The organism is Candidatus Pelagisphaera phototrophica (assembly GCF_014529625.1).
Lineage (GTDB): Bacteria > Verrucomicrobiota > Verrucomicrobiia > Opitutales > Opitutaceae > Pelagisphaera > Pelagisphaera phototrophica.
Window position 1 is genome coordinate 2,655,492 of record NZ_CP076039.1, and the last position, 13,908, is coordinate 2,669,399.

Consider the following 13,908-nt stretch of genomic DNA (forward strand, 5'->3'; position numbering starts at 1 on the left):
ATACAGCTTAAACGTGAACCAAAACCTCAATACAACCGGAATCGCAAAAAGTGCGGTTGCTCGCCTTCACGCGGATGGAGGAACCACTTCGCTCAATGACGATGTGGTTGTGGAAGAGCCCTTAGAAATCCGAATCGGCAATCGCCCATTCGTGGTGACAATGCGGACCCCTGGCAACGACGAGGAGCTCGCCGCCGGTTTTATGACAACCGAGGGATTCACTCATTCAAAGTCGGATTTCAAGGAGATCGATCGATGTCGCATGGCGTCACATCCGGAAAACACGATTCGGGTACGAATGAGCACAGGTGTGAAACTCAACAAAATCGAATCTCTCCGTTACGGAGCGATATCAGCCAGTTGTGGCGTTTGTGGAAAAACGTCCATCGAATCCATTAGAAACTCGTATCCAGATATCCAGAGCGACTGTAAAATTGAGCGAGCAACTCTGCTTTCGCTTCCCGATCGATTGCGAAAAAGCCAAGTTGTCTTTGAAAAGACCGGAGGACTCCACTCCTCCGGACTATTCGACAAAGCGGGCAATCTACTTTGTCTTCGAGAAGATGTGGGACGTCACAATGCCCTCGACAAGGTGATCGGCTTTGCACTGCTCAACGACATCTGGCCACTCGAAAACCATATCCTCATGGTTAGCGGTCGTGTTTCTTTCGAAATCATTCAAAAGGCATTGGCGGCCCGAATTCCGATTGTAGCCGCTGTATCCGCGCCTTCATCACTGGCGATTTCAGTAGCTCGCGAATGCGGAATCACTTTAGTTGGTTTCTTACGAAACCCCACCATGAATGTCTATTCACATCCACACCGAATATCTGGATAACACTTTGATGAAGAAAACTCGCATTCCCATGAACACCTTATGGCATTTCTTAAAGATTAGCGCGTGCATCGCTGCCCTTGCCTGTTTCTCGCAACGCGCCGCATCCAAACCTAACATCGTTTTCATCATGTCGGACGACCATACTTGGCAAGCGATTGGCAGCTACGGCAGCCACCTGAAAGAAGTTGCCCCCACCGCAAATATTGACCGACTGGTCGACGAAGGCATTCTTCTTAAAAACGTCTTCTGCACGAATTCCATCTGCACACCCAGCCGTGCTACCATACTGAGTGGACAATACAGTCACAAAAATGGAGTCCTTACACTCGCCGATACATGGAATCGAGACCACCAACCCAACCTAGCCGTCGAAATGCAGAGAGCGGGTTACGAGACCGCGATTGTTGGCAAATGGCACCTGCATTCTGAACCGGTCGGCTTCGACTACTACAAAGTGCTCCCTGGCCAGGGTCTCTATTTTAACCCTCTGCTCAAAGAAAAAGGTAAGCCATGGAAAGACGCTAATCAGGGAGGAGAAGTACACGAGGGCCACTCCAGCGATGTCATAGGCAACGAGACCCTGAAGTGGCTCCGGGAAAAAAGAACAGACGACAAGCCCTTCTTCCTCATGTGCCACTTCAAGGCGCCCCACGGTTTATGGGAGTACGCTCCTCGCTTTAAGGACCTGTATGCAGACACGGATATACCAGAGCCTCATTCCCTTTTTGAGGACAATTCCGATCGCTCCGATGGATCTCGTAACTTCGGAAGTACCGTTGGCCCCACAAACCAGATACGTAACCGCGTCACTCGGATGCAGTCTAAAATCTGGCCTAACGGCCCTCTTGACATATCCGGAATGGACGAGAAAGCCCAAACCCGTGCCGCCTATCAACGCTATCTAAAAGACTACTTGCGATGCGTCGCCGGCATTGACGAAAACGTCGGTCGCATTCTCGATTACTTAGATCAAGCTGGGCTGGCTAAGGACACGCTTGTTGTATATACCGGTGATCAAGGTATGATGCTCGGCGAGCATGATCGCGTCGACAAGCGCTGGGCATTCGAAGAATCCATGCGCATGCCGTTCATCGTCCGCTACCCAAAGGAAATTAACGCCAATAGCATCAACAAAGACATCATTAACAACACGGACTTCGCCCCAACTTTACTTGACTTCGCTGGCGGCAAAGCGCCGCCGGAAATGCAAGGGCAGTCCTTTCGCAGAAACCTAGCCGGCAAAACTCCCCGAAACTGGAGGCGTGATACCTACTACCGATACTGGATGCATCGCGCTCACCACGACACTCCAGCTCACTACGCCCTTAGAACCGAACGCTACAAACTTATATTCTATTACGGTCTTCCCCTTCACCCAACCCTCAATGCCATAGCTGCAAATGAAACCGAAGTTGTGACCGAGGCCAACATGCATATGATTTCCTCATGGGATATTTCCAAGGCCAAGCCCACGCCTGCCGGACTGGAACTCTACGATTTGGAAAAAGATCCCTATGAACAGCAAAACGTTTACGGAGACCCTGTTTACGCTGAAGTTGCCGCAAAACTCAAACAGAGACTTCTCGCTCTGAAAAAGGAAGTTGGCGACATCGACGAACCCTATCCGGAGCTCATGACTCGACGAGAAAAAGCATGGCGAAACTAGCCTTACTCCACAAGGTCCACACTTTTCCTCATCATTTTTAAAGCAGCCATTCAACATCCTCTTTACATAACATGAAATTTCGATGCTTCATCCCTTCTCTCCTAGTATTTCAGCTCGTATCTAATAGTTGCCTACAAGCGCAAAACGAAAATCAGCTCACTCAAAACGACATCCTCGCCATGGTAGAGGAATTGTCCAATTGGGGTCGCTGGGGCGTGGACGACCAGTTGGGAGCCATCAATCTTATAACGCCTCAAAAACGCCAAGAGGCCGCTAAACTCGTTCAACTCGGAATATCCGTTTCCCTCGCTCGGGATGTCGAAACAGAGCTTGCCGCCGACAACCCGAATCCGTTCCAGCACAAAATGCTTTCCGATGGTCTAAACTTGCATGCCCAGTGGTGCTCGGATAACTTCTCCGTTTCCTACCATGGATTCGCCCACTCCCACATCGATTCACTCTGCCACTACGTTCACGAACAAACTCTTTACAACGGGATCTCCGCCAAAGTGGTGACTCCAGAGGGCGCAAAGAAACTCGACGTACACAATCTGAAGAACGGCGTCTTTACTCGTGGGATTCTTATAGACGGTCCCGCTCTGAAAGGAGTCGACTACCTGGAACCTGGAACCGCGATTTATCCAAGCGACTTAGACGCTTGGGAAAAAAAGATAGGCGTCAAAAGCGCTAGAGGCGATGTCGTCCTCATCTACACCGGCAGATGGGCGAGGCGTGAAGCCGTTGGCCCCTGGAACGGTACCCAGGCCGGACTGCATGCTACCTCCGCTCGCTGGCTGAGGGAACGCGACATCTCCGTTCTGGGAAGCGATGGTGGCAGCGAAGTATCACCTTCAGGAATACCAGGCGTGAACAGCCCTATTCATCTTCTAATGCTACACTCTATGGGGGTTCACATGCTAGACAATCTCGATCTTGAAGAGCTCAGTCAGAAAACGAAAGAGCTCAAGCGATGGGACTTTCTAATCACCTTCGCTCCACTCGCAGTCGAAGGGGGAACGGGTTCACCCCTTAACCCGATAGCCATTTTTTAAAGGCTCAATTGATGAAGTATCGCCTTGCGTTACTGGTAGCCATTTTGGCGCTTGTCTATTTCGGAGGCCGGTATGCTTACGACGGTGTTTTTCAGGCCGAAGATCCAAAGGATACCTCTTGGACAGAAAACAAGGACCCAACCCCAATGCCTGACTTTGTTGAACTCGCAGAATCGCATCCATTTGAAAACAAAGGCACTTATACATTGCCTGAGTTCTCACCACCAGATGGATTGGCAAAACGGGGCGAACTTCTAGTGTCTTTTGCAGATCCGCAATCCTATCGGTATTTTCTAGGTTCCTCCGATCACAATCGTATCCGAATTATTGATAGAAACGACCTTCTTAATTCTATTCGCCTCGGCGTTCACAACGAAGAAGCGGCTAGTCGAATCCGTGACCTAGCCGGAAGCGATGCGTCCTTTGACTATAACTACGTCGTTGCGGCACCCAATAGTCCGCAACCTTCTCCAAGCAGAAGAGCGGGTGTTCCATTCGAAAACCAGGCTCTCGAATGGCTAGGCGTTCCTAGAGAACACGAAGATTGGGGCCAAGGCGTCAAGATCGCGATCCTCGATACCGGCGTAGCCGAGCACTTTATTCTAGGGGATAAAAGCATCGAGCGAAAAATACTGGTCGAGTCTACTGAAAACCCCGATTCCGAGTACAACGGCCATGGCACCGCTATCGCATCAATCCTAATTGGAGAAGATGGTCTCGGAATCGCGCCTGCTGCGGACTTGATCAGTATCCAAGTCATGGATTCTGATGGCCTTGGCGATAGCTTTACTTTAGCCGAGGGCATTATTGAAGCGGTCGACTCGGGAGTATCCGTTATCAGCATGAGCCTTGGAAGCTACGGGTACACTCGAGTTCTCGACGACGCGGTCGCCTATGCCTTATCAAGGGGAGTCGCCCTGGTCGCGTCAGCAGGCAATGACGGGGGCAACATGGTTCCTTACCCTGCCCAGTTTCAAGGTGTGATCGGGGTCGGGGCCATCGATGCGGATAGTAAGCGAGCGGAGTTTTCCAACTATAGTCCCTCGGTAGATATTGCGGCTCCGGGTGTGGGGGTCTTCGCGGCCTGGGGTGATGAAGAATGGATCAGTTTCTCCGGAACATCGGCCGCCGCCCCCTATGTTTCCGGCAGTATTGCGGCCACTCTTTCCCTCAATCCGAGCCTCGGCCCTCAGGAAGCCGCAGATCTTCTTCTCCAATATGCAGACGATGGCGGTGCTCCCGGTGTGGATGTCGAGACCGGAAATGGAACCCTGAATATAGATCGGGTTTTAAGTCGCGACGAGCCCAACATTTACGACGCAGCTGTCGGCGATTTCTATTTAGACTACTCGCAAGCAACCGCATCCGCCATCCCCCTTCTCGTAACTGTAGAAAACCGAGGGACCGAACGACTCAATAGCGTGTCCATGGAAATCGTCCAGAACGGCGGTTTCCCACAAAAAGTCTACCTCGGCAGCCTTCTCGAGAACGAAACAACCGCACACACGATTTACCTGGATAGAACCCAGCTCGCCCCGGAATTCGGCTACACAATACAAGCAGAGACTATCATCTCTGGACGAGAGGATTCCCGGTCAGACAATGACGCCAAATCAGGATCGCTGGTCATCGCCACCGAGGAACCTTAGAGACTTTGCTTAGCCTAGGACTGTTTTTGTCTTACCCCATCAGCTATTGTTGATTTCTATGAAAGTTACCGACATTGCCTTCACCGGATATCCTGTTACGAATATGCCACGTGCCCGCGACTTTTACGAAAAGAAGCTAGGGCTCAGTCCAACCGTCTATGAGCTGGAAAAGGGTGCCTCATGGGTAGAGTACGAGATGCGATCGGGCACGCTCGCCATCACAGACATTGATCTTAATTGGCAACCCCAAGACAACGGACCTTCCATCGCTTTGGAAGTCGATGATTTCGATGCGATGATGATCCATCTAAGGGATAATGGTTTCACTATCTGTGCCGACAAAATCGATACTCCCGTTTGCGAGATTGGAACCATACAGGACAGCGAAGGTAACATGATCACGATCTTTTCCAAAAAGGCGGTGTATTCGGAATTTTCAAACGCTATCGTGAATTCGGCATAATAACAACCAACTTGTGGCGCGCCGGAGGATGGGAGGACCAGCCGCTACAAGATTCGACCTTTCCAACCACAGTTATCTGGGCGACGTTTCGCTCCCCTGATCGAACTATTATGAGCGAAGGTAAATCGGGCGTCACTCCCACTAAATTTGGCACTTTTGGCGGCCTCTTTACGCCTAGCACCCTCACGATGCTCGGAGTCATAATATTCCTGCGATTTGGCCAAGTGGTCGGCCAGAACGCGGACCCGGTTAAGGCAGAATCCAAGATCCAATCGTTGATTGAGACACCTCGCGCGAAAGCGACGCCACGTATTGTGAGAAGCGACGATACCTAATCGGAAATGAGAGTTCGCTCTGCCTCCGCCGCAATCGTATTTATAGGATTTGAAGTTCCAGTCGAAGGGAACGAAGATCCTTTTATGCAAACGATATCCGAACATGTCAGCGACTTGCCCAATCTAATTCTCGTCTCCAGTGCTGGGAACACCTCACTAACCGCATAATAAGAGTTTTTTCTGCCAACCTCAACTTTTATGGCTAAAAACAACTTCTACTTTCCTTTGATCATCGTAATAGGTCTATTTTTCACCTCGTGCACTCTCCGCGATGCCGATACGTCCGATCAAATATTGAAATCGTATGAAATCGCCTTCACCCAATCCTCCATCGTCATCGATGGTAAATTAAACGAGGGCGCTTGGAAGTCCGTACCACCTGTCGACGATTTTCAGTTCCCCTGGTGGACGGAGGGAAAAAAGGAGAAAACGAAGGCCAAACTTTTGTGGGACGATCGATACCTATATGTCAGTTTTGTCTGCAAGGACTCTCACATCTGGGCCGAACATACTGATCGCGACTCGCCCGTCTACAAAGACGATTGCGTCGAAATTTTCACCTCCCCCAACCCTGACAATTTGATGGACTACTTCAATATCGAGATGAACGTAAAAGGCATATCTCTCGACTTCCAACATCCGGAAGGTCCGGGTAGCAAAGTCTCCTGGGATCCAGACATTCGAATTGCCACCTCGATCGTTGGTACGCTCAATGACGATTCAGACACCGACAGTCTTTGGACCCTCGAAGTCGCCATTCCTTTCGCGGCATTTTCCCACGTCGCTAAAAACACTCCACCTAAACCCGGCGATGATTGGCGTCTCAACCTCCATCGCCTCGGCGGACAGACCAATTTCCAATACAGCCAATGGAATCCCTCGAAATCTGATAAGGTGCTCTTCCACGCTCCGGAGTTTTTCGGCCGAGTAACTTTCGTTAAATAACAAACCGGCAAAGAGAACCGGCTTGCCCTGAGCGGTGTCGCAGAGCTCGGTCCCCTTTTGGAGGGCATTCCAAGAATGTGGTAAAACTCAACTACACCAACGTTGAATCCAAAACTATCTCCAATCGCCCGTCCCTATCTACAAGCAATTGTAACTCTGAAAAACTAGCCCCTCGCCCGACGATTCTCGATTCATTCATTACCAACGAACTCCCCACGGCGAAAACGCGACATCCTGCATTCAGGGCGGACCGCACACCCGTCTCAGAATCCTCGAAAACCAAGCAGTCTTCCGGACGGTACCCAAGCTCCATTGACGCCTTCAAGTAAGCCTCTGGATGAGGCTTCCCCTCTAGCACTCCATCCGCCGCAACCAGTACACTTGGTATCGGAATGCTTGCCGCCCGCAGCTTTGCCTTGGCCGTGAGAAGGTAGCTTGACGTCGCAATTCCCCATCGACCCTGCGGTACCTGAGAAAGGAAACTTCGGGCTCCTTCTATCTCCCTGAGGTCAGCCAGCTCCCCGCGCTCTTCCGCCTCGATATCAGCCGCCGCCTGCACCGCGTCGAGATGGGGAGCCACTGCCGCAACCGTGTCGACCGATCTCGACCCGTGACTACGGTCTTTTATCTCAGAATACGAAACCCCATTTTGCTGGCACCATGCTTTCATGACTCGCTCAACAATTCCATTCGAGTCCACTAAAGTCCCATCGAGATCAAATAGGAACGCTTCAAATTTCTGCGACATTCCTTCAACACTACGCAGATGCTATAGTCCAAGTCACGGACTAATGACTTGGGAAGCTCAGGCTAAAGCACTGAGCCACCCATCTTCGTCCAATCATTCACGATCGCTGAGCACATCATTCCCCTACTTTCCGTTGTAGAAATCGAATACGAGTACTTTCTCGACATTGGGTCGCACGATTCCGCCAAACTCTTTGTGGGACGGATGCGGGATGTACACACCTCGGCCCACTTCGTCCTCAAAAGTGACCAGAAAGCAATGGCTGTATCCATCATCCAATCCTTCCGGACTGTTATTAAAGCCCCACTCGTAAGCAGCGATCTCTGAGATATCCCCCGGCAAGGAAGTGAATTTCGTCTCGATCGCTTCCTGCGATTTTTCGGTCATTCCTTCTTTGAAATCAAAAAGCACAACATGGCGCAGCTTTCCATCCGTATCAGTCGCCCCCTGCGAGTCCGTAGCAAAAAAGTCGACCACCGTTACCTTGTCCAGAGAAGGAAGCAGCAGATCGACAAACGCTTTATGATCCGGATGTGGCAAGTACTCTGCCCGGCCCGAATCATCAGCAAAACTCACTAGAAAACAGTGCGTGAACCCATTGGCCTTTCCTTCAATGCTCACATCGGTACCCCACTGATACTCGACAATCGACGGAATCTTTGAGGGCAACTCCCCAAAGGCGTCCACTATCTTACCCACCTGGGCATCGGTTGCCTCATCCTTGAACTTAAAGAGTACGACATGTCGCAGTAGCGGCACCTTGCTTGAGGCGGATTCTGAGTCAGGATCGGAAGAGCAACCAAAAGTCATAGCAAGAATAGAAATTAAAAGGGCAAATCGAGTCAACATGGTGAGGTGCGAACAGGTTTTTATGAAATCAGAATGAATTTCTCAGATAGAAACCGGATGGACTCAATAGCAAATACGCAATACAATCTCAGTCTCCCTCCCCTCAAACGAGCAAACCTTTGGTGCTTTACGATAACTCATCAAGAGTGGTGGCCCTTAATGCTAAACCCTATCAATTGACTCTGCACCCAGCCAGCCGTCGTTTTTGTACAAAGCTTAGATGGAATCGTCCTAGTCGCAGAGAACCGAATTAACCGATAATCGCACTCTACTCTCCACCCTGAATTGACAGACGACGAGGGACCCGCATTTCTATTCGTCCGTCTCATTTTTTATGATTATCCAATGAAGAAACTCCTTGCCGCCAACCGCAGCGAAATTGCCGTCCGTATTTTTCGCAGCGCGACTGAACTAGGCTACCGCACCGTAGCCATCTACGCGAATGAGGATCGCTTCGGAGTCCATCGCTTCAAAGCAGACGAAGCCTATTTAATCGGCCAAGGCAAAGGCCCAGTAGCTGCCTACCTAGACATTCCGAACATCATCGACCTCGCCAAAGCAAAGAAGGTCGATCTCGTGCATCCGGGCTATGGCTTCCTCTCTGAGAATGCCCACTTCGCACGATCTTGCGAAGAGAACGGAATCACCTTTGTCGGTCCCAATGCTGAGCTGCTAGAGCGGATGGGTGACAAGATTGAAGCCCGCAAAATCGCAGAAGGTGCCAATGTTCCTACTCTCCCAGGAACACCTGATCCAGTCGCAGATTCTTCAAAGGCGATTAAGATGGCACACAAAATTGGCTTTCCTCTTATCATTAAGGCTGCCTTTGGCGGAGGGGGTCGTGGAATGCGAGTCGTCGACGATCAAAAAGACCTGAAATCGCTCCTTGAGGAAGCTCAGGGTGAGGCCGAACGTGCTTTCGGCAACTCAGCAGTATTTCTTGAACGCTACATCAAACGGGCCAAGCACATCGAAGTGCAGATACTCGGAGACAAGCACGGGAACGTCGTCCATCTTCACGAGCGTGACTGCTCCGTACAACGCCGCCACCAGAAGGTAGTGGAAGTCGCCCCCTCCATTGGACTACCAGAGAAGACTCGACTCGAACTCTGCGAAGCTGCCGTCAAAATTGCCAAATCGATCGGCTACTACAGTGCGGGTACTGTTGAGTTTCTTCTCGATGCTGATACCAACGATTGGTTCTTCATCGAGATGAATCCTCGTATTCAGGTTGAGCATACCGTCACCGAAGTCATAACCGGAATCGACATCGTACGCAGCCAAGTGCTGATCGCCCAGGGGCACTCACTCTTCAGCGACGAAATTGGAATTCCGCTACAGGACGATATACCGAGAAATGGCTATGCGATTCAGGCCCGTGTCACTACGGAAGATCCCGAACACAATTTCGCGCCCGACTATGGCAAAATCGTCAACTACCGAAGCGCGGCTGGCTTTGGCATTCGCTTGGATGGAGCCATGGGCGAAACGGGAGCAGTTATCACACCCTTCTACGATTCTCTCTTGGTCAAGCTGACCGCATCCGCTCGGACTTTCGACTTAGCCATTCAGCGAATGGATCGTGGTTTAAGGGAGATGCGTATCCGAGGGGTCAAGACAAACATCCCGTTTATTGAAAACGTCATTCACCACGACACTTTTAGGTCCGGAGAGGCGATCACTACTTTGATCGATACGACGCCGGAGCTATTTAAATTCCATCGCAGACGCGACCGAGCTACAAAGCTCCTCAACTTGCTCGGCGAAACGATTGTGAACGGGAATCCCCAGGTAAAGAACCGTCCGGTTCCCTCAATGAGTCTCCCGGTCATCGCTCCCGCCTACGACCCAAAGGCACCCAAACCCAAAGGAACACGCGACTATCTCTTAAAGCACGGTCCGGAAAAGTTCGCCGAGTGGACTCGCAAGCAATCCAGGCTTTTGATTACCGATACGACACTACGGGATGCCCACCAGTCGCTCCTTGCCGCTCGTTTGCGGACTTTCGATATGCTTCGTGTGGCTGACAGCATTGCTCAAAACGCCCACAACCTTTACAGTCTCGAATGCTGGGGTGGCGCGACATTCGACACGTGCATGCGCTTTTTGCAGGAAGATCCCTTCCAGCGACTACGAGACCTTAGGGAAAAGATTCCCAATGTCTGTTTTCAGATGCTTCTACGTGGAGCTAATGGAGTTGGGTATTCAAACTATCCCGACAATGTAATTCGTGGATTCGTAAAACACTCCGCAGAGGCCGGCATGGATATATTCCGGATTTTCGATTCGCTCAACTACCTGCCCAATCTCAAGATTGCGATGGAAGCAGTGCGAAAAGACACTGGATCGATTTGCGAGGCCACCGTTTGCTACACAGGCGACATTCTAGATTCCGATCGCAACAAGTACACCATGGAATACTATATCTCCTTCGCCAAGGAGCTAGAGAAGATGGGGGCGCACATTCTAGCGCTCAAAGACATGTCCGGTCTTTGCCACCCCAAAGCAGCCTACAAATTAATCAAAGCTCTCCGCTCGGAGATCGCTATTCCTGTACACTTCCACACCCACGACACCAGTGGCATCGCCTCAGCATCGATCGTCAAAGCCGCTGAAGCCGGCGTCGATATCGTGGACCTTTCCATCGCGTCCCTGTCCGGTCTCACTGCGCAAGCGAACCTGAATTCGATCGTAAAAGCCTTCGTTGGCGACAAGCGGGACACTCGGCTCGATCAAGAGTACCTGGATCAACTCTCTATCTATTGGGAGGCAGTTCGTCAATTCTATGAGCCTTTTGATACCAGCCCCAAATTTGGCACCGCGGAAGTCTACGGACACGAAATGCCGGGAGGACAATACACAAATCTGCGTGAGCAAGCGCGAGCTCTTGGATTGGGAGCCCGCTGGACCGAAGTCGTTCGCTACTACGAAGAGGTGAACCAAATTCTTGGGGACATCGTAAAGGTGACCCCTAGCAGTAAAGTAGTAGGCGATCTAGCGATGTTCCTCCTCACCAAAGGTGTAGAGCCCAAAGACATGGTGAACCTGCCCGAAGGAACTTCGTTCCCCGAGTCGGTCATGGACATGCTCTCCGGCGGCCTCGGTCAACCTATGGGCGGCTGGCCTAAGGCGGTACAGAAGGTTGTGCTTGGAAACCGCAAGGCTCATAAAGGCCGTCCTGGTGCCCGCGCTCCCAAGGTCGACTTCGACAAAGTGAGAGAAGAAGTTACTGCCATCACGAAGCGCAAGTGCACCGACGATGAACTCTGGGAGTACCTTATGTACCCGGATGTATTCAAAAGCCTCGTGGCATCGATAAGGAAATACGGACAGGCATCCGGTCTCCCGACACCGGCTTTCTTTTATGGGCTAAAGCCGGGTGAAGAAATATCCGTCGAAATCGAGGAAGGTAAGACCCTTATCGTCAAACTAATCTATGTGAGTGAGCCCAACGACGATGGAGAGCGCATTTTAACGTTCGAACTCAACGGTAAAGCCCGTGAATGCGTTATCACGGATACCTCGATCACCATCGAATCGAAGCGACGCGAAAAGGCGGACTCTGCGGACTCTAAACAGATCGGTGCGCCGATACCCGCCATGGTAAGCGGTCTCTCGGTAACAGTGGGCACCAAAGTAGCGAAGGGCGACAAACTCGCGATTCTGGAAGCAATGAAAATGCAAACCACCGTATACGCTCAGGAAGACGGGGTAATCGACCAGATCGCTGTCCAAGTGGGCGATCAAGTGGAAAGCAAAGACTTGCTCATCGCTTTACGATAATCCGGCTCTTTCGACAACAGTTCAAATAAATGCCTGTGACCGCTTTTGATTAATTCACAGGCAGTAGCTAAGGATTGACCTCATAGCCCGATTTATCAGATTGTTATATACGCCGTGCTTTACCCCTAAATGAAATTTTCAATGAAAAGCCGTATTCTAGCTTCCTTACTCTTTCTAATCTTTGGTTTTTTCTCAACTGCAACCCCCGCAGCTGACAAGCCTAACGTCGTTCTTCTGCTGAGCGACGACCAAGCCTGGAATGACTACGCGTTCATGGGACACCCCCACGTCCGCACGCCACACATCGATAAACTCGCGACCGAGAGCATCGTCTTCCCTCGAGGGTATGTACCTACCGCGTTGTGCCGTCCTTCCCTGATGACTTTAGCGACCGGACACTACGCGCATCGCCACGGCGTAACCGGAAACGACCCGTCTCCCAAATACGCGGAAAGGAACTCCACTCTCTACAACACTCGCAGAGCCCAACTCATTTCATATATTGACGGATTCGATACGCTTCCCGAACTCCTAGGAGAGCAAGGCTACCTGAGCCATCAAAGCGGCAAGTGGTGGGAGGGCAACTATACGCGAGGCGGATTTACTCACGGTATGACTCGAGGCTTTCCCCAGCCTGGCGGTCGGCATGGCGATGATGGACTGAAAATTGGCCGGGAAGGATTAAAAGAGTGTTTCGACTTCATCGATTTAGCAGTCGAAGAGGATAAGCCTTTCTACATGTGGTATGCCGCCTTTCTCCCGCATACGCCCCACAACCCTCCGGCGAGACTTTTCGACAAATACAAAGACGACCACCCCACCACCATTGCGAAGTACTATGCGATGATCGAGTGGTGGGACGAGACCTGCGGCGACTTAGTGGGCTATTTGGAGAAGAGGGGTATCCGCGAAAACACCCTCATTGTCTACGTGGGCGATAATGGCTGGATCCAGCACCCAGAGAGGAATGGGTATGATACGCGTTCAAAGCAGACCCCTTACGAAGGTGGTATCCGTCAACCGACCCTTTACTCCTGGCCCGGCACACTTAAGCCTGAATTTCGTAATGAACTCGTAAGCAGTATTGATATTTTCCCGACTACGCTTGCGGCAGCAGGAGCAAAGCAACCTTCGATTCCTGTCCCCGGACTCAATCTCCTGGACCACATGAAATCCGGTTCGAAAATCGAGCGCAAAGCCATTTACGGGGAGAGCTTTGCCCACGACATCACCGACATCGAAAACCCTGAGGCCTCTCTTCTCTTCCGCTGGTGTATCGAAGGAAAATGGAAACTTCTTCTCACCTATGACGGTGAAGTAAACCGATACAAAACCACCCACCCTAGAGATGAGAAACGCCCGCAGCTTTTTGATTTGATAGCGGATCCTCACGAAAAGACCAACCTCGCCGGCAAGCACCCGAGAGTCGTTGCCCGCATGGCTAAAATGATCGAGGAATGGTATCCAGTCAAAGAGCGCAAGGTTCTGACTGAATATAAGTAGCTCAGTGATTCAGCCTGAGTCCAATCCCCTTCCCCAATAACTTTCAAGTTAGCGGGCGATCTCCGAGCGCCAACAAT

At 51.1% G+C, this 13,908-nt stretch carries 12 protein-coding genes; 10 read left to right on the plus strand and 2 right to left on the minus strand.

The annotated features are described in order from the left end of the window. The first annotated feature begins 13 nt into the window (after nt 1-13). The 8 genes from fdhD to GA004_RS11455 all read left to right on the plus strand — a co-directional run bounded on the left by fdhD (nt 14) and on the right by GA004_RS11455 (nt 6,948). Entirely contained in the window at nt 14-838 is an 825-nt protein-coding gene (gene fdhD, locus GA004_RS11420; RefSeq protein ID WP_283393993.1) for a formate dehydrogenase accessory sulfurtransferase FdhD, read from the plus strand. Continuing rightward, nucleotides 804-2,504, plus strand: coding sequence for a sulfatase family protein (locus GA004_RS11425; protein WP_283393994.1), 1,701 nt, complete (start codon nt 804-806; stop codon nt 2,502-2,504). Before fdhD ends, GA004_RS11425 begins: the two co-directional genes overlap by 35 nt. A 71-nt stretch (nt 2,505-2,575) precedes the next feature. Beyond that, nucleotides 2,576-3,556 (plus strand): cyclase family protein, encoded by a 981-nt coding sequence (locus GA004_RS11430; RefSeq protein ID WP_283393995.1) that lies wholly within the window; start codon nt 2,576-2,578, stop codon nt 3,554-3,556. A gap of 11 nt (nt 3,557-3,567) precedes the next feature. Continuing rightward, entirely contained in the window at nt 3,568-5,205 is a 1,638-nt protein-coding gene (locus tag GA004_RS11435; protein ID WP_283393996.1) for a S8 family peptidase, read from the plus strand. Nucleotides 5,206-5,263: 58 nt separating this feature from the next. Then, complete coding sequence (locus GA004_RS11440; protein ID WP_283393997.1) at nt 5,264-5,668, plus strand: VOC family protein; 405 nt, start codon at nt 5,264-5,266, stop codon at nt 5,666-5,668. Between the two features lie 110 nt (nt 5,669-5,778). Further along, nucleotides 5,779-6,003, plus strand: coding sequence for a hypothetical protein (locus GA004_RS11445; protein ID WP_283393998.1), 225 nt, complete (start codon nt 5,779-5,781; stop codon nt 6,001-6,003). Nucleotides 6,004-6,009: 6 nt separating this feature from the next. Continuing rightward, nucleotides 6,010-6,171, plus strand: coding sequence for a hypothetical protein (locus GA004_RS11450; RefSeq protein ID WP_283393999.1), 162 nt, complete (start codon nt 6,010-6,012; stop codon nt 6,169-6,171). A 30-nt stretch (nt 6,172-6,201) separates the two neighbouring features. After that, complete coding sequence (locus GA004_RS11455; protein ID WP_283394000.1) at nt 6,202-6,948, plus strand: carbohydrate-binding family 9-like protein; 747 nt, start codon at nt 6,202-6,204, stop codon at nt 6,946-6,948. Between the two features lie 91 nt (nt 6,949-7,039). Here GA004_RS11455 and GA004_RS11460 read toward each other — a convergent pair whose 3' ends face one another. Further along, nucleotides 7,040-7,696, minus strand: coding sequence for an HAD-IA family hydrolase (locus GA004_RS11460; protein WP_283394001.1), 657 nt, complete (start codon nt 7,694-7,696; stop codon nt 7,040-7,042). A gap of 123 nt (nt 7,697-7,819) precedes the next feature. Further along, complete coding sequence (locus GA004_RS11465; RefSeq protein ID WP_283394002.1) at nt 7,820-8,545, minus strand: Dabb family protein; 726 nt, start codon at nt 8,543-8,545, stop codon at nt 7,820-7,822. A gap of 345 nt (nt 8,546-8,890) precedes the next feature. Between GA004_RS11465 and GA004_RS11470 the strand changes: the two genes are divergently transcribed. After that, nucleotides 8,891-12,328: a pyruvate carboxylase gene (locus tag GA004_RS11470; protein WP_283394003.1), complete on the plus strand. Its 3,438-nt coding sequence runs from the start codon at nt 8,891-8,893 to the stop codon at nt 12,326-12,328. Between the two features lie 141 nt (nt 12,329-12,469). Then, entirely contained in the window at nt 12,470-13,831 is a 1,362-nt protein-coding gene (locus GA004_RS11475) for a sulfatase family protein (RefSeq protein WP_283394004.1), read from the plus strand. The last annotated feature ends 77 nt before the right edge of the window (nt 13,832-13,908 follow it).

Bases quoted from the DNA above. Each gene is read 5' to 3' on its own strand.
- GA004_RS11455 (WP_283394000.1), top strand. From the start codon at position 6,202: ATGGCTAAAAACAACTTCTACTTTCCTTTGATCATCGTAATAGGTCTA.
- GA004_RS11470 (WP_283394003.1), top strand. From the start codon at position 8,891: ATGAAGAAACTCCTTGCCGCCAACCGCAGCGAAATTGCCGTCCGTATT.
- GA004_RS11440 (WP_283393997.1), top strand. From the start codon at position 5,264: ATGAAAGTTACCGACATTGCCTTCACCGGATATCCTGTTACGAATATG.
- GA004_RS11445 (WP_283393998.1), top strand. From the start codon at position 5,779: ATGAGCGAAGGTAAATCGGGCGTCACTCCCACTAAATTTGGCACTTTT.
- GA004_RS11430 (WP_283393995.1), top strand. From the start codon at position 2,576: ATGAAATTTCGATGCTTCATCCCTTCTCTCCTAGTATTTCAGCTCGTA.
- GA004_RS11450 (WP_283393999.1), top strand. From the start codon at position 6,010: ATGAGAGTTCGCTCTGCCTCCGCCGCAATCGTATTTATAGGATTTGAA.
- GA004_RS11435 (WP_283393996.1), top strand. From the start codon at position 3,568: ATGAAGTATCGCCTTGCGTTACTGGTAGCCATTTTGGCGCTTGTCTAT.
- GA004_RS11425 (WP_283393994.1), top strand. From the start codon at position 804: ATGTCTATTCACATCCACACCGAATATCTGGATAACACTTTGATGAAG.
- GA004_RS11465 (WP_283394002.1), bottom strand. From the start codon at position 8,545: ATGTTGACTCGATTTGCCCTTTTAATTTCTATTCTTGCTATGACTTTT.
- GA004_RS11475 (WP_283394004.1), top strand. From the start codon at position 12,470: ATGAAAAGCCGTATTCTAGCTTCCTTACTCTTTCTAATCTTTGGTTTT.
- GA004_RS11460 (WP_283394001.1), bottom strand. From the start codon at position 7,696: ATGTCGCAGAAATTTGAAGCGTTCCTATTTGATCTCGATGGGACTTTA.